Origin of the sequence: Nonomuraea sp. NPDC050153 (assembly GCF_044460125.1) — a bacterium.
GTDB lineage: Bacteria > Actinomycetota > Actinomycetes > Streptosporangiales > Streptosporangiaceae > Nonomuraea.
In genome coordinates, this window is sequence record NZ_JBITJQ010000021.1 from 169300 (window position 1) to 188658 (window position 19359).

Sequence of the window (19359 nt, forward strand, 5' to 3'; positions counted from 1 at the left end):
ATCATCGGTGGATGCCGCAGAGTGCGCTGGGCCGGGCACGTGACCTGTGGGCGGGCCTGGCCCGCGTCCCCGTCGCGTTCCCCGCGAGCGGGGACGTGACCGTGGTGGTCTCGCCCGGGTCGTCGTTGTGCCCGCCGGGGTGGACGGGCGTCGTCGCGCTGGACGGGGCGATCCTGGCCACCGTGCCCGCCGCCGGCCTGGTCGAGCCGGTACGGAGCGCGCTGCTGGGCCTCGGCGCCGCCGACCTCGCCCGGCTCCCTGCGCACCTGCCGGCCCTGGACGTCCTCGGCCCGGCCACACTGGCCTACCTCGACACCGCGGACTTCACCCGGCACCACCTCCCGGCCCCGGACATCCCCGGCCCGACGACACCGGGCCACCTCGCCGCCGCCCCGGTCACCGCCGGGGTCGAACGTCTGCCGGTCGATCACCCGGCGATCCGGGCCCTGCTGTCCTCGGTGCCGGAGGAGGAGGCGGCGGAGTCCGGTCTGGAGGAGATCGGCTCGGCCGCCTACGCCGTCCGCGAGGGCGGGGACGCGATCGCAGCGGCCGGCTTCCGGCCCTGGCTGGACACGGCGGCGCACGTGTCCGTGCTGACCGCGCCGCGATACCGCGGCCGGGGGCTGGCCCGCCTGGCGGCCTCGGCGGCGGTCGCCGACGCGCTGGCGACCGGGCTGCTGCCGCAGTGGCGGGCGCGCCCCGAGCCGTCGCGGCGCGTCGCCCGCGCGCTCGGCTTCCGCGAGTACGGCGCGCAGATCAGCCTCCGGCTCCAGCCCCAGGCGAGCGCGGCCCCAAGGTGAGACGCCATGATCGCCGCCCTCTGACTCCCCGGCCCGGTTCGCCGCTTCTTCGCCGTCAGCGGTCACCGGGAAGGCCGAGGCGGGTGAGAAGCCTGGTCCGCACCGGGTCGTCGCCAGGGCGGTCGATCTCGTCGAGGACGTCCAGCCCGGCCCGCCACGCCTGCCGGGCCGCCGCCTCGTCACCGGCGGATCGGTGGGTGTCACCCAGGTTGACGAGGCACGTCACCTCCTCCATGTGGTCCCCCGCCTCCCGGAACAGCCGGACGGCCTGCCGGTAGCGGCGGACGGCCTGGTCGTGGTCGCCGGAGCGGTGGTGGGCGTAGCCCAGGCTGTCCAGGGCGGCCGCCCGGCCGTACGGGTCCCCGAGCGACTCGTACAGGGCGACGGCCTGCTCGCAGTGGTCGATGGCCTCGCGGTGGTGCCCGAGGGCGGCGTGCTCCCAGCCGACGGAGTTGAGGATGTCGGCCGTGCTGCTCTTGTCGCCCAGGCCCCGGTACAGTTCGAGCGCCCGCTCGGCGTGGGCGAGCGCCTCGCCGTGGCGCTCCTGCGCGCTGAAGACCATGGTGAGGCTGTGGTTCGCCCGAGCCTGGAGCGCCGGGTCGCCGAGCCTGGTGGACAGGTCGAGCGCGAGATCGAGATGGGCGCGGGCGTCGTCGTACCGGCTGAGCCGCAGATGGGTGCGGGCGATGGTCTGGAGCGCCCGGCACTGTGCCGTGAGATCGCCCTTGTCCCTGGCGACCTCCAGGGCGGCCTGCTGCGTGGCGAGGATGTCCTGCCAGCGCCCCTGGCGGTTGAGGAAGTCGGCCAGCGACCAGGCCAGTTGCCAGGCGTGCGTGGTCAGCCCGGCGTCGGCGGCCCGCCTGACCGCCCACAGCAGCGCCTGGCTCTCGGCGGCGAGCCAGCCGGCCGCCTGCTGATGGTCGCGCAGCGCGACCCGGACGGCCCCGGGGGCGGGGGGTTCGGTCAGCTCGATCGCCCGCCGGTTCGGATAGAAGAGCAGGGCCGCCGCGTGCGCGGTGTGCAGGTAGTGGTCGAGCAGGCGGCGCAGCGCCGCGTCGCGCTCGGCCTCGCCGTCGGCGTACGCCTGCTCGGCCGCGTAGTCGCGCAGCAGGTCGTGGAGGGCGAAGCGGCCGGGCGCGAGCTCGGTGACCAGGTGCGCGCGGACCAGCCCGGCCATGGGCCGCCGGACGTCCGCGCCCATGAGGCTGGCCGCGGCGGGCGACGCGATGTCCGGCCCCGGGTGCAGGGCCAGCAATCGGAACAGCCGGGCCGCCTCCGGCTCCAGCGCGCGGTACGAGGCGGCGAACACGGTCCGCAGGTCCGCCGACAGCTCGCCGGCGTCCAGCGCGTCGAGCCGGGTGGACTCCTCGCGCAGCTCCTCGGCCAGGGACGCGAGCGGGAGCCGCGGGCTCATCAGGGCGCGGGCCGCGATGATGCTCAGCGCCAGCGGCAGCCCGGCGCAGCGCTCCACCAGGGCGGCCACGGCCTCCGGCGCGGCTTCGACCCGCTCGGACCCCAGATGGTGGCGCAGCAGCCGGTGGGCTTCGGCGGCGTCGAGCACGTCCAGCGGCACGTGGCGGGCGTCGTGGCCGGCGATCAGCCCGGGGAGCTGGTTCCTGCTGGTGACCAGCACGGTGCAGGAGGGCGTGCCCGGCAGCAAGGGGACGACCTGGGCGGTGTCGCGGGCGTTGTCGAGCACGATCAGCAGGCGCTTGCCGGCCGTCAGGCTGCGGTACAGCGCCGCCTGCTCCTCCTGCCGCTGCGGGACGGCGGCGGGAGCCGCGCCGAGCGCGCCGAGCAGCAGCCGCAGGGCCGTCTCCACCGGCATCGGCGCGTTCCTGGCGTCGAACCCGCGCAGGTCCAGGTAGATCTGCCCGTCCGGGAAGCCGGCCACGTGCCGGTGCGCCCAGTACAGGGCCAGCCAGGTCTTGCCGATGCCGCCGTACCCGCCGATGGCGGAGATCATCGCCACTCGGTCCGTGCCGTCGCCGGTCAGCGCGGCGTCGAGCGTGGCCAGCTCGCGCGGGCGTCCGACGAACACCGGCGGCGGCGCCGGCAACTGGCGCGGCACCACGACGGCGGCGGCGGGCGCGGGCGCCGGGGCGGTCTCCCCGGAGGCGGGCGCCACGCCGGCCGTGAGCATCTGGTGGTGCAGGAGCCGCAGGTCAGAGCCGGGGTCGACGCCGAGGTCGGCGGCCAGCCGCTTGCGGATCCGCTCGTACCGCCGGAAGGCCTCGCCCTGGCGGCCGCTGCGGTAGAGGGCGAGGATCAGCTGGGCGGCCAGGCGTTCGTCCAGCGGGTGCTCGGCCGCCAGCGACTCCAGCGCGCCGAGGAGCTCGGCGTGCCCGCCCCGGCGCAGCCGTACGTCGTGATAGGCCAGGCGCGCGGCCAGCCGCTCGCCCTGCAGGGCGTGCCGCTGCTCCCTCGCCCACGAGGTGTCCAGGTCGGCGAAGGGCTCGCCGCGCCACAGGTCCAGCGCCTGCTCGTACAGGCGCGCCGCGGTGGCGTCGTCGCTCTGGCGGGCCCGGTTCCGCAGGTCGAGGAAGCGGTGCAGGTCCACCGCGCTCTCGTCGGCCCGCAGCAGGTAGCCGCCGCCGCTGCGGCGGATGCCGCCGTCCCAGGCCGCCGGCAGGGACGTACGCAGCCGGGACAGGTAGCTCTGCAAGGTCACGGTGGGCCGTTGCGGCGGGGACTCCCCCCATACGCAGTCGGTCAGCTGGTCGAGGGAGACCGGCTGGTTGACCTTCGCCAGCAGCACCGCCAGCACGCTTCGCTGCCTGGCCGGACCCAGCTCGATCGCCTGCCCGCCGGCCCAGGCGCAGATCTCGCCCAGCACGCCGAAATCGACTCGTAGCACGCTTCCGTCAACCCTCCAGAGACCGGCTCATCATCCGGGGGCCGTGCCCCGTCTTGAGCGCCCAAGGTGCCGGCGGTCAGGACGATGCTCGCATGCCGCGGGGCGCCCCGCACACCACGGCGAGCCGTGCTCACGCGAATGGAGCAAAGGGGCGTGTGCTCTGGGTAGTTATACTCGGTACATATACCCCAATATGAACAGATTTCCCCCGAATCAATGCCGATGGCCCCGGCGACGTGGCGAGGGGATGGGATGGGCGAACAGCGTGCGCAGGGTCCACGGACCACGTGGGCGGATCAGGTCTCCGAGGAGCGAAGACGGCTGCTCGCGGAGGTCGGTGACGACCTGTGGGGAATCGAGCTCCTGCGGTTCGCGATCCAGCAGGCGGTGGCCGAGCTCGCGGGGCTGGGCGGCATGGCGCACCTCGGCAGTCCCGGGCACGGCGGCGGGCTGCGCCTCGTCGTGACCAGCGGGCTACCCCCCGTGTTCACCCACGCGTGGGAGCGCGTCGACGGCAACGACGCCCTGGCCCCGGCACGCGCGTTCCGGGACGCCGCGTTCGTCCGGGTGTCCATGGCGCACGCCGTACCTCAGCAGGGCGCCGCCACGCCCGGAACCCGGTTCTGGCCGGCCGGCGCGGTGATGACGGCCGTCCCGCTGCTCGGACCCGGCGGGCCGATCGGCGCGCTGTCGATCGTGACGGCCTCCTCGTACGAGCCGTCGCCCGGGCAGCGGGCCTTCCTCGACACGCTGGGCAGGTGGGCGGGCGAGCGCCTGAGCAAGGTCAGCGCGCCCCCACCCGGCTGTGGGCTCGCGGGCGGGCAGAGCCGGTCCACCGGCTCGCACCTGTCGCAGAACCTGGAGACCGTCGGGACGTGGGACTGGGACATCCGGACCGGGGACGTCATCTGGAACGACGCCATGCTCGCCCTCTTCAGGATCGAGCCGGGCACCTTCGACGGGCGCATCGAGACCTGGACGGCTCTCGTCCATCCCGACGATCTGCCGTGGGTGCTGGCCGACATCGACGAGGCGATCCGCGCGGGCAGGATGCACAGCACCGAGTACCGGGTGTGCCGCATGGACGGGACGCCCGCCTGGGTACGGGCCCGCGGCCAGCTGCTGGTCGACGAGAACGGCGACCCGGCGCGCATGGTCGGCACGCTGTGGGACATCACCAAGACCCACGACGACCTGGAGGCGGTCGCCGGGCAGCCGGCGGGCCATACCGAGCGCGCGGCCGTGGAGCGCTCCTCCCGCATCAAGCAGCTGACCAGGGCGCTGGCCGAGGCGGTCACCGTGCGGGACGTCGTCGACGCGTCCGCCGAGCACATCCTGCCGGCCTTCGGCGCCGCCGGTCTCCTGGTCACCTTCCTGGAGGGCGACCACCTGCGGCCGGTCGGGTTCACGGGGTACTCGGAGGAGTTCGTCGAGCGGGTGTCGCGGATACCCGCCGGCGGGGGGCTCCCGATCGCGCAGACCCTGCGGGAGCGCACGCCGATGTTCATCAACTCCGTCGAGGAGTACATCGAGCGCTACCCCACGACCGCCGACCTGCCGGCGGCGGGCGGCAAGAAGGCGTGGGCCTTCCTCCCGCTGGTCGCCTCGGGACGCCCCGTCGGCAGCTGCGTCGTATCCTTCGCCGAGCCCCGCCAGTTCACCGGCGAGGAGCGCAACCTGCTCCTGACCCTCAGCGGGCTGGTCGCCCAGGCCATGGAACGGGCCCGGCTGTACGACAGGGAGCACACGCGCGCCCAGGAACTGCAGCGCGGGTTGCTCCCCCGCGGGCTGCCCGACCTGCCCGCGGTCACCGCCGCGGCCCGCTACCTGCCCGCCGGCAAGGACATGGAGGTGGGCGGCGACTGGTACGACATCATCCCGCTGTCGGCGGACCGGGTCGCCCTCGTCATCGGCGACGTCATGGGCCACGGCGTGGCCGAGGCGGCCACCATGGCCCGCCTGCGCACCGCGGTGCACACCCTGGCCGACCTGGAGCTGCCTCCGGACGAGCTGCTCTCCCACCTCAACGACCTGGTCAGCGACCTGGGCGACGACTTCTACGCCACCTGCCTGTACCTGGTCTACGACGCCACCACCCGCTCCTGCGTCGTCACCCGCGCCGGCCATCCCCCGCCCGCCGTCGTCCACCCCGACGGCACCGTGCACTTCCCCGACGCCGATCCGAACCCGCCCCTCGGCGCCGCCACCCCGCCCTTCGACACCGTACGGATCGAGCTGCCCGAAGGCAGTCTGCTGGTGCTGTACACCGACGGCCTGGTCGAATCCTCCGCCCTCGACGTCGACCAGGGCATAGCCGATCTCGCCAAGGCGCTGGGCGACGCGGTCCCCGGGATCCCGCCGGGAGCGCCGTGCCCGCACCAGGACGGGGACGCGCCGGCGCCGCACTGCGCCAGGTGCCTGGAGTCCCTGTGCGACGGCCTCACCGCCACCCTGCTGCCCGGCAGGCAGGGAACCGCCGACGACGACGCCGCCCTGCTGGTCGTCCGCACCCACGCGCTGCCGAGCGACGACATGGCCACCTGGCCGCTGCCCGAGCACCCCAAGGCCGCCGGCCAGGCCCGCGAACACGTCCGCGCCCAGCTCCGCGCCTGGCACCTGGACGACCTGTCGATGACCACCGAACTGCTGGCCAGCGAGCTGGTCGGCAACGTCGTCCGGCACGCCAAGGGCCCCATCCACCTGCGCCTGCTCCGCACCGACGTGCTCACCTGCGAGGTCTCCGACGGCAGCCTCACCACGCCCCGCATCCGGCGCGCCGCCGAGACCGACGAGGGCGGACGCGGGCTCCAGCTGGTCGCCGCGATCTCCCATCGCTGGGGCACCCGCTACACCGAATCCGGCAAGTGCATCTGGACCGAGCAGCCCCTCCACCCCTCCCCTGACGGCTCCTAGCCCAGCGGTTCCCACTGGCGCGCCTCAAGGCCCGGCGTCGATCCAGGCATTTACGAGATCCGATTTAGTTGTTAAGAAGGTTTATTAACGAATAGATCGGCCTAGAGAGGGACCCATGGCGCGCTCTCGGCTCATCCTCATCCTGCTGTCGGCCTGCGCATTACTGGTGAACGCCGGAGGTGTGGCGCTGGGCGTGTCCGCCCCCGCGCAGGCCGTGCCGGCGGCGACCGCCCTCACGGGATACAAGATCCAGTCCTCGGCGAAGGTGTCCGACTCCGGGGCCACGATCTCCACTCCCGGCTACGCCGCCACCGGCTGGTACCCGGTCGGCCCCCGCTCGACCGTGCTGGCCGGGCTACTGCAGAACAACGTCTATCCGGACCCATTCTACTCCACGAACATGCAGTCGATCCCGACGGCGGACTTCGACGTGCCATGGTGGTACCGCTCCGACTTCACCCTCGGCGACGAGTCCGGCTTACGGACGTTCCTCGACGTCAGCGGCGTGATCTCCAGCGCAGACGTGTGGGTGAACGGCACCCAGGTCGCCACCGCCGCCCAGGTGGCCGGGGCCTACACCAGGACCGAACGCGACGTCACCGCCCTGGTGCACCCGGGCGTCAACTCGGTGGCCTTCCGCGTCAACCCGAACAACCCCGCCAACCATCTCACCATCGGCTGGATCGACTGGGTGCAGCTGCCGCGCGACGACAACATGGGCATCTTCCGCGACGTCCTGATCAGGCGCAGCGCCGACGTCTCGCTGCGCGACGCGCACGTGATCACGAATTTGGCGGTGCCCGCGCTCGACCGCGCCGACCTCACGATCAAGGTCGACGTGCGCAACGCCGCGGGCAGCGCGGTGAACGCCACCGTCAAGGGGACGATCGGCTCGCTGGAGTTCTCGCAGGACGTCGCCCTGGCCGCGAACCAGACCAAGCGGATCACGTTCAACCAGACCCTGACCGGCCCGAAGGTGTGGTGGCCGCACACGATGGGCGCCCAGCCGCTCTACGACCTGAACCTCACGGCGACGACCGGCGGCGTGGAGAGCGACACGCTGACCCAGCGCTTCGGGGTGCGCAAGGTGGAGTCGGGCAAGAACGCCAGTGGCCGCCGCTACTACAAGATCAACGGCAGGCCGATCCTGATCAGAGGCGGCGGCTGGTCCCCCGACATCTTCCTCCGCAAGAACCTGGGCTACCTGGAAGACAAGATCCGCTACGTGAAGGACCTCGGTCTCAACACGATCCGCGTCGAAGGCCACCTGGACACCGACGAGCTCTACGACCTGGCCGACAGGTACGGCATCCTGACCCTGCCCGGCTGGGAGTGCTGCAACAAGTGGGAAGGCTCGTTCAGCAGCTCCGACTACCCGATCGCCAAGGCGTCCATGCAGGCGGAGGCCACCCGGTTACGCAACCACCCCAGCGTGATCTCGTTCCTCATCGGCTCGGACAACCCGCCGCCGGCCCAGAAGGAGACCAACTACCTCGACGCCCTCACCGCGGCCGAGTGGCAGCTCCCGATCGTGCCCGTGGCCTCCGACAAGTCCAGCCCGCAACTGGGCAACTCGGGCATGAAGATGCCCGGCCCGTACGACTGGGTGCCGCCGAACTACTGGTACAACAAGCGCGAAGGCGGGGCGTTCGGCTTCAACTCCGAGACCGGCGCGGGCCCCGACGTCCCGACGCTCGACTCGCTCAGGCGGATGATGACCTCCGCGCAGATCGACTCGCTCTGGCAGAGCCCGAGCGCCACGCAGTATCACCGCTCCCCGTCGAGCACCTTCAACAACCTGACCATCTACCACAACGCCCTCAGAGGCAGGTACGGCGTGCCGTCCGGGCTCACGGACTACGTGAAGAAGGCGCAGCTCGCCCAGTACGAGGCGGTCCGGGCGCAGTTCGAGGCCTACGGTCGCAACTTCACCGATGCCGGCAACCCGTCCACGGGCGTCATCTACTGGATGCTCAACAGCGGCTGGTCCTCGCTCCACTGGCAGCTCTTCGACTACTACCTGGACCAGGGCGGCTCCTACTGGGGCGCCCGCGAGGCCAACAAGCCGCTGCACGTGCAGTACTCCTACGACAACAAGTCCGTCGTCGTGGTCAACTCCGGCGTCTCCGCCGCCTCGGGGCTGACCGTCAGGACGGACGTGTTCAACATGGACGGCTCCGCCAAGTACGCCAACACCTCGACGGTCAGCGTCCCCGCCGACGGGGGCAAGGCCACCGCGGTGACCGTACCGGCCATCAGCGGTCTCTCCACGACCTACCTGGTACGGCTGACGCTGCTGCGCGACGGCCAGGAGATCGACCGCAACGTCTACGCCCTGTCCACCTCGGACGACGTGATCGACTGGGACAACAACGACTGGTATTACGTACCGACCTCCAGCTACGCCAACCTGACCGGCCTCAACAACCTGGCCCAGACCCCGATCACCGTCACCGCCTCCACTCCCTCCCCCGGCACGGTCACCGTGACGATCAAGAACACCGGCACCGGCGCGATCCCCGCCTTCATGCTGGACGCCGACGTGGTGAACGCGACAGGCAAGCCGGTGCTGCCCATCCAGTGGTCCGACAACGCGATCAGCCTCTGGCCGGGGGAATCCAGGACCCTCACCGCCACGTACCGGGCCTCCGACCTGACCGGGGCGCCGAGCGTAAGGGTGGCCGGGTGGAACACCGCGACGCTCACCGTCCCGACCGGGCCGCCCGACACCGAGAGCCCCACCGCGCCCGGCAACCTGCGCACCACCGGCAGGACCTCGTCCAGCGTCTCGCTGGCCTGGGACGCCGCCACCGACAACGTGGGCGTCACCGGCTACGACGTCTACAACGGCACCGCCCTGGCAACGACGGTCACCGGTGCCACCGCCACGGTCTCCGGCCTGGCGGCCGGCACCTCGTACACGTTCACGGTCAAGGCCCGTGACGCCGCCGGCAACGCCTCCGGCCCGTCGAACGCCGTCACCGAGACCACCGGCAGCGCCCCCGTTGTCCACCAGGCGGAGAACGCGACGATCTCGCAGGGCGTGGTGGAGTCCAACCACGCGGGCTACACCGGCACGGGGTTCGTGAACTACGACAACGTGACGGGCAGCTACGTGGAGTGGACGGTGAACGCCGCCACCGCCGGGCCGGTCACGCTGGAGTTCCGCTTCGCCAACGGCACCACGGTGAACCGGCCGATGGCCGTCGCGGTGAACGGCGCCCCGGTCACCCGCGACTTCAACGGCACCGGCGCGTGGACCACCTGGCAGACCGTCACCCTGACCGCCGACCTCGTCCAGGGGGTGAACAGGATCAGGGCCACGGCCACCACGGCGAACGGAGGCCCGAACGTCGACCGCCTCTCGGTGGGCTGACCCCGGAACCGGGCGGGCGGCGGCTCAGCCGCCCGTCCGGTGGCGCTCGGCCCGCAGCCGGAGCAGCTCGGCCGCGCTCTGGTCGGCGGGCAGGAACGCCTCCAGATGCAGCTCGGCGAGCGTGACGTCCGTCGCCGTCGCGAACGAGGTCAGCGTGGTGATGAGGCGCAGCTCCCCGTCCGCCGAGGCCAGCCGCATCGGCACGGAGAAGCCGAGATGCTCGGGCCCGACCGGCGTCTGCGGGACGTACCCGGCCAGCTCGGAGGCGAAGTCGTCAAGGCGCGGGTCCGGGCTCCGGCGTGCTCGGGCGCGAAGGTTCTCGATGATGTGCCGCCCCCATTCGCCCAGATTGCGCACCCTGGGGGCCATCCCGTGCGGATGGAGCATGAGCCGCAGCATGTTGACCGGCGGTTCGAGCAGCTCGGGCGCCGCGCCCTCGGTGAACACCTCGACGGCGTCGTTCGCCGCCACCACCCGCCCGTACGGCGCGATGACGAGGGCCGGGTACGGCAGGTGCCCGTGCAGGATCTGGTCGAGGGCGGCGCGGACCGGCCGCAGCGCCGTCTCGTCCAGGCCCGATTCGGCGAACGCCGGCGCGTAACCGGCCGCGGTGAGCAGGTCGTTGCGCTCCCGCAGCGACAGGCCGAGCGACTCGGCCAGCCGGACCACGATCGCCCGCCCCGGCCGCGAGCGGCCGCTCTCGATGAAGCTCAGATGGCGTTGGGTCGTGCCGGCCAGCACGGCCAGTTCGAGCTGGCTGACCCGCCGGACCCCGCGCCAGCGTCTCAGCTCCGTGCCGACGCCGTTCTCCCTGATGGTGCTGCTCACCGCTCCGTTCTACCCGGTTGCCGTGCCGCCCGGCGATTCCCTCGGGGGAATTGCCGGGCGCCATGGCCGCTCCGCACCATCGTGCCCACTGATGGTGAACCGGAAAGGACATGCGATGAAGAGCTACCGCCTCGTTCCCGGACGCGGTCTCGCCGGGCTGACGCTCCACGACCGCGACGAGCCCGAACCCGGGCGCGGGCAGGTCGTGGTCAGGATCCGCGCGAACTCCCTCGGGTTCCGCGACCTGCGGGTGCTGTCCGGGGACTATCCGCTGCCGGTCACCCCCGGCGTGGTGCCCGGCTGCGAGGGGGTGGGCGAGGTCGTGGCGGTCGGCGCGGACGTCACCCGGGTCAAGCCGGGTGACCGGGTGGCGGCCACCGTTTTCCCGCGCTGGCTGGACGGCCCGTTCCGGCGCGAGGACGCCGCGCAGCTCGGCACCATGATCGACGGCGTGCTGACCGAGTACGCGCTGCTGAGCGAGGACGGCGTCGTGCACCTCCCCGAGCACCTGTCGTTCGAGGAGGCCGCGGCGCTGCCGCTGGCGGCGGTGACCGCGTGGAACTCCCTGACCTCCGGCGGCGCCCCGCACGCCGGCACGACCGTGCTGACCCTCGGGTCGGGCGCAGTGTCGCTGTTCGTCCTGCGCTTCGCCAAGCTGGCCGGGGCCCGGGTCATCGTGACCACGTCCAGCGCCGCCAAGGCCGAGCGGCTCAAGGCACTGGGGGCGGACGAGGTGATCGACTACCGGGAGCACCCGGCCTGGTGGAAGGAGGTGCACGCGCTGACCGACGGCCGGGGAGCCGATCGGGTCGTCGACGCGACGGGGCCGCTTGAGCAGTCGCTGCGGTCCGCCGCGGCCGGTGGCGAGGTCGCCTTCGTCGGCTACTGGCTGTCCGGCGCCGCGGGGGCCGCACCCGTCGACCCCGCGACCCTGTTCATGGCCGGTTCGGTGCTGCGCCGGATCGCCACCGGCAGCCGGGCCCACTTCCTGGAGCTGAACCGGGCCGTCACGGCGCACCGGCTGCGCCCGGTGATCGACCGGGTGTTCCCGTTCGACCAGGTCCCGGACGCCTTCGCCTACTGCGAGTCAGGCGGCGGCTTCGGCAAGGTGATCGTCAGCCACGCCTGACCCGCTTCCGCAGGCCGGAGGCGCTGACCACGACGGCCAGGGCGGCGGCGACGATCGGCACGGCGAGCGCGGTGCGGTACGCGCCGAGCAGGTCCCCCGCGTCCGACACGGCGACGATCACCGTGGTGCTCGCCGCGAGCCCGAGCGCCGCGCCGAACTGGAAGGAGGTGTAGAGCAGCCCGCCGGCCAGGCCCTGCTCGCTCTCGTCGACGCCGTCGGTGGCGACGATGGTGAGCGGGCCGTAGGCGAGGGCGAACGCCACCCCCAGGAGGATCATGGTGGGGAACATCGCGAGGTAGACGGTGTCCGTGCCGATGGGCAGGAACAACACGTACGAAAGCACCGCGAACAGCAGCCCGCCCAGGATGACCTTCGCGTTGCCGAAGCGGTTGACCAGCCGCGGGGTCAGGGTCGGGGCGAGGATGGCGTCCGCGCCGACCGCGAGCATGGCCAGGCTGGTCTGCATCGAGGTCCAGCCGCGCAGCTCCTGGAGATACAGGACGGCGATGAACTGGAAGCCGAAGAACGCGCCGGCGAACAGCAGCCCCGCGAGGTTGGCGCGGACGAGCGGCGCGGAGCGGAAGATGCCCAGCCGCACCAGCGGTGCGGCGGACCGGCGTTCGATCACGAGGAAGAGCCCGGTCAGGGCCAGCCCGGCGGCGAGCGTGCCGGCGGTCCACCCGGCGCCCACGTGGGCGGCGCGCTCGACGCCGAGCACCAGCAGCATGATGGCGGCGGTGATGGTGACCGCGCCCATGACGTCCAGGCTCCGCCTTTGGGAACGCTCCACCGGACCGGCGGGGATCAGCGGCACCGCCAGGACCAGGATGATCAGGGCCAGCACCGCGGGCGCGAACAGCACCCAGCGCCAGTCCACGGCGGCGAGCAGCCCGCCGAGCACGAGCCCGAGGGAGAAGCCGCCGGCGGCGGTGCCGGAGTACACCAGGAGCGCCTGGTTGCGCCGCGGCCCCTCCTCGAAGCTCGTGGTGATGATGGACAACCCGGCCGGGGTCATGACCGCGGCGGCGACGCCGGCCACGAAACGGGCGGCGATGAGCATCCAGCCCTCGTCGGCCAGCCCGCCCAGGGCGGAGACGACGAGGAAGACCGCCAGCCAGGCCAGGAACATCCTGCGGCGGCCGAACAGGTCGGCCGCCCTGCCGCCGACCAGCATGAATCCGCCGTAGCCCAGGACGTAGGCGCTGATCACCCACTGCAGCTCACCCGTGGACAGGCCGAGGTCGGCCCGGATGGCGGGCAGGGCCACGTTGAGCATGGCGACGTTGATCCCCTCAAGGAAGATCGCGCCGCACAGGACGAACAGCATCCCCCAGGCCCGGGGCGTCATGCGCAACGAGGGCGGGGAAGAGTGCATGGTTGTGGACACAGGAACGACTCCTATGGTTATTTTTCGTAACAAAGGAATCTTGCGTGACCATGGGGAAGCTATGGAAGACGGCACTTCAAAGGCACTCGGTTACTGCACGGGAACCGAGGACGACCAGGTCGTCCAGTGGGACACCCGCGCTGACTGCGACGTTCGGAAGATCCTCGACCGGGTCGCCGACAAATGGTCGCTGCTGGTCATCGCCCTGCTCGACCGCCGCACGATGCGATTCTCCGAGCTGCGCCGCGCCATCGACGGCGTCAGCCAGCGCATGCTCACCGTGACGCTGCGCCAGCTGGAGCGCGACGGGCTCGTGAACCGCACCGTCTATCCGGTGGTGCCGCCGCGGGTGGAGTACGAGCTGACCGCGCTCGGCTTCTCGCTGCACGAGGTGATCAAGTCGCTGGTCGTCTGGACCGAGGAGCACCAGCGGGAGATCTCCGACGCCCGCACCGTGTACGACGAACGGACGGCCGAGGAGGAGCGCCTGCTCCAGGCCCCCATGGCGCGTTGATCCCGCGCGGGCCTACGCCTCGGAGCCGAAGACTCCGGGATGCGGCCCGCCTCCGCCCAGCTCGGGATCGAGCCCTTTCCACAGCGCCCGCAGGATGTCGTGCAGCTGGGTCACCTGCTCCTCGCTGAGCGGGTCGAACAGGCGGCCGCGCACCTCCTCCACGTGCGCGGGCGCCGCCTGCGCCAGCGCGGCGAAGCCGTCGCCGGTCAGCTCCGCCGGGATCGCGCCCGTCGCCGCCGTTCAGAACCTCTACAACCTCACCGACCGCACCCACGAGGAGGTCGTGGACCTCACCGCCGAGCACGGCATCGCGTTCGTCCCGTTCTTCCCGATCGCCGTCGGCGACCACGCGAAGGACGGCGGCCCCGTGGCCACCGTGGCCGCCGAGATCGGGGCGACCCCCGCCCAGACCGCCCTGGCCTGGCTGCTGCACCGCTCGCCGACCATGCTCCCCATCCCCGGGACGACCTCCGTGGCCCATCTGGAGGAGAACGTCGCGGCGGCGGGTCTCCGGCTGACCGGCGAGCAGTTCGCCCGGCTGGGCCAGGCGGCCTGACCGCCGCGACCTTGACGGCTACGGGGCCGGTTTGACGGTCTTCATCGTGAAGTGCGAGGTGACGTTCCTGATCCGCGGAATGGTCATCACGTACTGGCTGAGGAAGGTCTCGTAGGCGGCCAGATCGGCGACGGCCACGCGGACGAAGTAGTCGGGGCTGCCGAACAGCCGCCTCAGCTCGATGACCTCCGCGGCCCGCGCCAGGGCCTGCTCGAAGCGCTCGACGGTCTCCGCGTCCTGGGCGTCGAGGGTGAGGTCGACCAGGACCTCGAACGAGCGGCCCACGGCGGTGGGATCGATGACCGCCCGGTAACCGCGGATGACGCCCTCGGCCTCCAGCCGCTGGACGCGCCGCAGGCACGGCCCGGCGGTGAGCCCGACCCGCTGGGCCAGCTCCACGTTCGTCAGCCGCCCGTCCAGCTCCAACTCGGCAATGATTGCCCGATCTGTCGCATCCATACGAGAAGATTGCACTGTCGACCCTTCGGTGCGCAATTTTCGCAACCACCTGTCGCGCGTTCTGCGAGACCATGGAGGGGTGCAAGATGTAGTTCAGCCCCAGATGACCGCTCCGCCGCCGACCACCCGGAAAGAGCAGATCGTCGCGGGGGTACGCGACTCCTTCTCCGCGGGGCTGGGGATCTTCCCGCTGGGGATCGCCCTGGGCCTGCTGGTCATCCAGGCCGGGCTTTCGTGGTGGCTGGCCCCCGCCCTGTCGTTGGCCGCGTTCGCCGGCTCCCTTGAGCTGCTGCTGGTGGGCATGATGGCCACCGTCACGCCGCTCGCCGCCGTCGCGCTGACCGTCTTCGTGGTCAACTTCCGGCACGTGTTCTACGCCTTCTCCTTCCCGCTCCACCTGGTCAGGAACCCGCTGGCGAAGGCGTACGCCGTCTACGCGATGATCGACGAGGCCTACGCGGTCAACGCCTCGCTGCCCACCGCGGAGCGCTCGGCGCCCCGGCTGCTGGCGATGCAGATCGCCTGCCAGACCTACTGGGTCGGCGGCGGGCTGGTCGGCGTGGCCATCGGCACGGCGCTGCCCGCGCCGGTCAAGGGCCTGGAGTTCGCCCTGTGCGCCCTGTTCACCGTGCTCACCCTGGACGCGTTCCGCTCGCGCCGCGAGATCCCCTCGGTGCTGCTCGCGGGGGCGAGCGTGGCCGTCGCGCTCGTGCTCACCCCGGGCGTGGCCATGTTCACCGCGCTGCTGCTGTTCGTCGTGCTGCTGCTGGTCCGGCACGCGCTCACCGCCCGCCGAGCCGCCCACAGTGCCGCCCACAGTGCCGCCCCGGAGGCCGCCGATGCCTAGCACCGCCTACCTCGTCGCCGTCCTCGCGATCGTCTTCACCATCACCCTCGCGCTGCGCGCCGTCCCCTTCGCGGTGCTGCGCACGCTGCGTACCTCGGCGATCGTGGGGCAGTTGTCGGCGTGGATGCCGGTCGGCATCCTCGCGATCCTCGCGGTGACCGCCCTGCACGGCACCGTCGCCGCCGAGCCGCGCGCGGCGCTGTACGCGCTGCTCGCGGTCGCCGTCACCGCGGGCGTCCACCTCGCCCTCGGCCGCCGTACGATCCTGAGCGTCGGGATCGGCACCGCGGTCTACGTCGTCCTCGTCAACGTCGTCCCGTAGCGGGCCCCCTCGGCTCCTGGGGCCGTTCGGTGCAATCCCCCGCCCGCGAACGGAATCGCCCCGCGAGGGGCTGCCTCGCGGGGCGACGGGTGGTTCCGATCCGATCACCGGCCGACGGACGTCCTACTCGTCGTCGTCATCCGGCGGGACCGGGGCGGGTGGGATGGCGGCCGGGACTTGCGCCACCGTGGCGGTCGACTGGGCGGTCGACTGGGCGACCGATTGGGCGACCGATTGGGCGGTCGATGGAATGGAGAGCGAAACCGGGCCGACGAGCACGGATGTCGCGACGATGGCGGCGACTAGCAGGCGTTCGAGCATCAGATCACTCCGTGATGTGATGAGCGCCCAGCTGATGCGGGCTGACGGAGCGTCGACATGGGCTCCCGGGAAACGGCCAGTACGGCGCGTGAAGCACTTTCAACGGTAACCGGAGCCGCCTTCGGCGTCTCCCGGGAAGAGGCAAAGCCTTTCCAAGGCCGCACATGCCCGCGATCCCGACCGTGGCCGGGATCGCGGGCGCGCGCTCAGGGGGCTTCTTCGAGGAACCGTACGAGCTCCTTGCGCTCGTTCTTGCCGTTGAGCGTGAGCGGGAAGAAGGGCAGGACGCGGCAGACCGCGGGCACCTTCGCGGCCTCCAGACGGAGCGCCAGCTCGCGCAGGACGGCGTGGGGAGCGAGGTCGCCCTCGACGATGATCGCGAGATCGTGCCGTTCGCCCGGGGGCAGCACCGCGGCGGCCCGGACGCCCGGGATGTCCATCGCGGCGGCCTCGATCTCGATGGTGCTCATCCGGGTGCCCTTGCGCTTGAACATGTCGTCGCGCCGGCCCTCGAAGTAGAGGTAGCCGTCCTCGTCGAGGAAGCCGTAGTCGCCGGTGTGCAGGCGGGTCTCGCCGGTGGCCTCGTCGCGGCGGTAGACGCGGGCGGTCAGGTCGGGGGCGCGCCAGTATCCGGCCATCACGTTGGGCCCGGCAACCACGATCTCCCCGGTCTCACCGGCGGGCAGCGGCGAGCCGTCGTCGCCGAGGATCAGCACGCGGGTGCCGGGCAGGGGGCGGCCGACCGAGTCAGGGCGTTCCCGGTCCAGCTCCGGCTCCATGATGCTGACCCGCTTGCACTCGGTGACCCCGTACATCCGCACCACCCGGGCACCGGGGAAGCACTCGCGCAGGCCCTCGATGGTCGAGGCCGGCAGCGCGGCGCCGGTGCTGGTGAACATCCGCATGGTGGGCACGGAGCCGGGGGCCCGCCTGCCCAGGGTCGTGAGCATGGCGCCGAGCGAGGGGACCATCGGCACGACGGTCGCGCCGCACTCCTGGAGTTGGCCCAGCAGCGCCAGGTCGGACCCTTCGCCCGCCATGACCAGCTCAGCGTGGCCGAGAGCGGAGAGGAAGATCTGGTAGAGGCCGTAGTCGAAGGACATGGGCGACCGGCAGAAGACGACGTCCCCGGGGCGGTACCCGAGCACGGCGTTGATGGCCGACGCCGCGAACGTCACCTGCGCCTGCGGGCCCACCACCGCCTTGGGCGCCGCCGTGCTGCCCGAGGTGTACATGAGGACCGCCACGTCCTGCGGCCGTACCTCGGCCGGGCCGCCCGGGACCGGGCGCCCGGCGAACGCCTCCGCTTCCTTCCAGAGATCGTCGATCGCGTACACGGGCACGTCGGCCGTCTCCCGCAACGCCTCGCCCGCCCCGATGACCAGCTTGGGCTCGGAGTCCTCCAGCACCGACCGCAGGTGGTAGGCCTTCATCCCGGGGTTCAGGGGCACGAAGACGACGCCGTGCCGGGACGCGCCGTAGAGGATGGGGACGATCTCTCGCAGGTTGGGCAACTGCACGATGATCCGGTCACCCGGTTCGACGCCCGTGGCCGCCAGCCAGGCGGCGAAGGCGTGACTGAGCTCGACGACCCGCCGGTAGCTCCAGCCGCCGCGCGCGTCGCGCACCGCGGTTCCGTCCGGATTCATCGCCGCCGCGTCGTCCAGCAGTTCGTGAATGAGCCGCGGCCGCGGAGAATGCGCCATGGAATTCAACCCGTTCAATATGAGCCTCCCGCCTCAAGCCGGGGAAAGGAATTTCTCCGGCAGCCGGGACGCATGCGCGTGCAACCGGAAGCCGGCCAGGCCGATTCCGAAACTACGCTCGGGCCCCGGAGAGCTGACCCCCTACACCACCCCTATCCGGGGGGTCGCGGGCCGCGTAGACCCCCCAGACCCATGAGGGGTCCGCCGTCCGGCTCGGCCGAGACGGCGCGCGTCCGTGCCACGACCTGGCCGGCCGGCGGGCACTCCAAGATCATCATATCGGCGCGGCCAACTCGCGCCATAGATGATCTTGGAATTCTGTGCAATGTTTACAACCGAGGGGGCGGGAGGACTCTCCAACCTGCGAGGGTCCCCGGGGATTCCACCCGCGGCCGGGCCGTGGGAGGCATGACGGAGCCGGATTACCGCCGTCCGATTGGTACGTTCCAGAAAACGGCCGCCCGAAAATGGCCGGGCTTCATCGGCCCAGTTGAGCACCGTTGCGCGCGAAGAAACACGCGGGCCCTCGTTTACGGCTATTGACATTCCGGTCTACAGTGATCGATGCCTGCCCGGACCTGCGCCGTCAAGGCGGCCTTTCCTTGACTCGGAGCGGTGCATAACATTACCGTGACGGTTTGGCGCCCGTTTGCGATTCGGTCGGGGTGCAAGGCCCGCCGCACGGTGTGTTTTCCCGGCGCACCGGCGACGCAAGCCGCTCACTACGCATGATGGAGACGTGGCCGCACATGGTACAGGAATTCACGGGCGCGGGCGAGCGCGAAAAAGACGCCGCCGCACTCAACATTTATTGGATTGTCAGTCCGGCGACACCGGAGCGCAACCATGAAATCGCGGTGAACCGCGCAAAACCCGTCTCCGCGGCACCGTGCCTGTTTTCCCTGCCGGACGGCGACCCCGCCGGAGTGCGTTCCGCCATCCGGTTGTAGCGTTGCCACGGGACATCGATTTCAAAGGGGGCAGGGAATCCTTTCCGTTCTCATCCGTGGCGACCGCCTGCCGGTGGCCGCCCCCAAGCGACAGGACCACCGCCTCGGCCCGGCCACCGGCGGTGGCGGCCCTGTGCTGCGCGCGGACCGCTTCCCGCAGGCCGCGGACCGCGTGCCAGGCACCGGCCGATCTTTCCGGAATCCGCGGTCCCGCCTCGGCAGGGCCGCGGCCGTACCGCGGGACTCGGGTGCGAGCACCACGTCGCACCGCGGACGTCCATCGCCCGGACCCGGTGGGTGGATCAGGAGAGGATCCGCCCCGGACCGCCGGGCACCTTCCACGCCACGCCGAAAACCTCGGCTGAAACGTAACGAAGTCGGCAATCGAGGAACC

General features: G+C 71.7%; 15 protein-coding genes. 9 read left to right on the forward strand and 6 right to left on the reverse strand.

Annotation, left to right across the window (positions count from 1 at the left end):
* The first annotated feature begins 11 nt into the window (after positions 1 to 11).
* Positions 12 to 800, forward strand: a complete 789-nt coding sequence (locus ACIBQ1_RS39110; RefSeq protein ID WP_397284919.1) for a GNAT family N-acetyltransferase — start codon at positions 12 to 14, stop codon at positions 798 to 800.
* Between the two features lie 55 nt (positions 801 to 855).
* Here the strand turns inward: ACIBQ1_RS39110 and ACIBQ1_RS39115 are convergent, their stop codons facing one another.
* Positions 856 to 3657, reverse strand: a complete 2802-nt coding sequence (locus ACIBQ1_RS39115; protein ID WP_397284920.1) for a BTAD domain-containing putative transcriptional regulator — start codon at positions 3655 to 3657, stop codon at positions 856 to 858.
* A 252-nt stretch (positions 3658 to 3909) separates the two neighbouring features.
* Between ACIBQ1_RS39115 and ACIBQ1_RS39120 the strand changes: the two genes are divergently transcribed.
* Both ACIBQ1_RS39120 and ACIBQ1_RS39125 read left to right on the forward strand, forming a co-directional pair.
* Positions 3910 to 6570 carry a SpoIIE family protein phosphatase gene (locus tag ACIBQ1_RS39120; protein WP_397284922.1) on the forward strand — a complete coding sequence of 887 codons (2661 nt, stop codon included), beginning with the start codon at positions 3910 to 3912 and terminating at the stop codon, positions 6568 to 6570.
* 115 nt (positions 6571 to 6685) lie between these two features.
* On the forward strand, positions 6686 to 9946 hold the full coding sequence (locus tag ACIBQ1_RS39125; protein ID WP_397284924.1) for a glycosyl hydrolase 2 galactose-binding domain-containing protein: 3261 nt from the start codon (positions 6686 to 6688) through the stop codon (positions 9944 to 9946).
* Between the two features lie 24 nt (positions 9947 to 9970).
* Here the strand turns inward: ACIBQ1_RS39125 and ACIBQ1_RS39130 are convergent, their stop codons facing one another.
* Positions 9971 to 10774 carry a helix-turn-helix domain-containing protein gene (locus ACIBQ1_RS39130; protein WP_397284926.1) on the reverse strand — a complete coding sequence of 268 codons (804 nt, stop codon included), beginning with the start codon at positions 10772 to 10774 and terminating at the stop codon, positions 9971 to 9973.
* Between the two features lie 115 nt (positions 10775 to 10889).
* Between ACIBQ1_RS39130 and ACIBQ1_RS39135 the strand changes: the two genes are divergently transcribed.
* Positions 10890 to 11903, forward strand: coding sequence for an NAD(P)-dependent alcohol dehydrogenase (locus tag ACIBQ1_RS39135; protein ID WP_397284928.1), 1014 nt, complete (start codon positions 10890 to 10892; stop codon positions 11901 to 11903).
* On the opposite strand, the gene ACIBQ1_RS39140 is transcribed toward ACIBQ1_RS39135, so the two are convergent.
* A complete protein-coding gene (locus tag ACIBQ1_RS39140; RefSeq protein ID WP_397284930.1) occupies positions 11890 to 13290 on the reverse strand; it encodes an MFS transporter in 1401 nt (466 codons plus the stop codon). The two genes, ACIBQ1_RS39135 and ACIBQ1_RS39140, sit on opposite strands and share 14 nt — an antisense overlap.
* 61 nt (positions 13291 to 13351) lie before the next feature.
* Here ACIBQ1_RS39140 and ACIBQ1_RS39145 point away from each other — a divergent pair, with 61 nt between their 5' ends.
* Entirely contained in the window at positions 13352 to 13804 is a 453-nt protein-coding gene (locus ACIBQ1_RS39145) for a winged helix-turn-helix transcriptional regulator (protein ID WP_397284933.1), read from the forward strand.
* Positions 13805 to 13898: 94 nt separating this feature from the next.
* Entirely contained in the window at positions 13899 to 14360 is a 462-nt protein-coding gene (locus ACIBQ1_RS39150) for an aldo/keto reductase (protein WP_397284935.1), read from the forward strand.
* An 18-nt stretch (positions 14361 to 14378) separates the two neighbouring features.
* Here the strand turns inward: ACIBQ1_RS39150 and ACIBQ1_RS39155 are convergent, their stop codons facing one another.
* A complete protein-coding gene (locus ACIBQ1_RS39155) occupies positions 14379 to 14819 on the reverse strand; it encodes an Lrp/AsnC family transcriptional regulator (protein WP_397284937.1) in 441 nt (146 codons plus the stop codon).
* Between the two features lie 79 nt (positions 14820 to 14898).
* On the opposite strand from ACIBQ1_RS39155, the gene ACIBQ1_RS39160 reads away from it, so the two are divergent.
* Complete coding sequence (locus ACIBQ1_RS39160; RefSeq protein ID WP_397284939.1) at positions 14899 to 15666, forward strand: AzlC family ABC transporter permease; 768 nt, start codon at positions 14899 to 14901, stop codon at positions 15664 to 15666.
* Complete coding sequence (locus ACIBQ1_RS39165) at positions 15659 to 15988, forward strand: AzlD domain-containing protein (RefSeq protein WP_397284941.1); 330 nt, start codon at positions 15659 to 15661, stop codon at positions 15986 to 15988. The genes ACIBQ1_RS39160 and ACIBQ1_RS39165 overlap by 8 nt, the downstream gene beginning before the upstream one ends.
* A 123-nt stretch (positions 15989 to 16111) precedes the next feature.
* Here ACIBQ1_RS39165 and ACIBQ1_RS39170 read toward each other — a convergent pair whose 3' ends face one another.
* A complete protein-coding gene (locus tag ACIBQ1_RS39170; protein ID WP_397284943.1) occupies positions 16112 to 16309 on the reverse strand; it encodes a hypothetical protein in 198 nt (65 codons plus the stop codon).
* Between the two features lie 206 nt (positions 16310 to 16515).
* Entirely contained in the window at positions 16516 to 18015 is a 1500-nt protein-coding gene (locus tag ACIBQ1_RS39175) for an AMP-binding protein (protein WP_397284945.1), read from the reverse strand.
* A 749-nt stretch (positions 18016 to 18764) separates the two neighbouring features.
* Here ACIBQ1_RS39175 and ACIBQ1_RS39180 point away from each other — a divergent pair.
* Entirely contained in the window at positions 18765 to 18965 is a 201-nt protein-coding gene (locus ACIBQ1_RS39180) for a hypothetical protein (protein WP_397284947.1), read from the forward strand.
* Positions 18966 to 19359: the final 394 nt, after the last annotated feature.

Bases quoted from the DNA above. Each gene is read 5' to 3' on its own strand.
- ACIBQ1_RS39165 (WP_397284941.1), top strand. From the start codon at position 15,659: ATGCCTAGCACCGCCTACCTCGTCGCCGTCCTCGCGATCGTCTTCACC.
- ACIBQ1_RS39135 (WP_397284928.1), top strand. From the start codon at position 10,890: ATGAAGAGCTACCGCCTCGTTCCCGGACGCGGTCTCGCCGGGCTGACG.
- ACIBQ1_RS39125 (WP_397284924.1), top strand. From the start codon at position 6,686: ATGGCGCGCTCTCGGCTCATCCTCATCCTGCTGTCGGCCTGCGCATTA.
- ACIBQ1_RS39170 (WP_397284943.1), bottom strand. From the start codon at position 16,309: ATGCTCGAACGCCTGCTAGTCGCCGCCATCGTCGCGACATCCGTGCTC.
- ACIBQ1_RS39110 (WP_397284919.1), top strand. From the start codon at position 12: ATGCCGCAGAGTGCGCTGGGCCGGGCACGTGACCTGTGGGCGGGCCTG.
- ACIBQ1_RS39145 (WP_397284933.1), top strand. From the start codon at position 13,352: ATGGAAGACGGCACTTCAAAGGCACTCGGTTACTGCACGGGAACCGAG.
- ACIBQ1_RS39120 (WP_397284922.1), top strand. From the start codon at position 3,910: ATGGGCGAACAGCGTGCGCAGGGTCCACGGACCACGTGGGCGGATCAG.
- ACIBQ1_RS39155 (WP_397284937.1), bottom strand. From the start codon at position 14,819: ATGGATGCGACAGATCGGGCAATCATTGCCGAGTTGGAGCTGGACGGG.
- ACIBQ1_RS39175 (WP_397284945.1), bottom strand. From the start codon at position 18,015: ATGGCGCATTCTCCGCGGCCGCGGCTCATTCACGAACTGCTGGACGAC.
- ACIBQ1_RS39150 (WP_397284935.1), top strand. From the start codon at position 13,899: ATGTCGTGCAGCTGGGTCACCTGCTCCTCGCTGAGCGGGTCGAACAGG.
- ACIBQ1_RS39180 (WP_397284947.1), top strand. From the start codon at position 18,765: ATGGTACAGGAATTCACGGGCGCGGGCGAGCGCGAAAAAGACGCCGCC.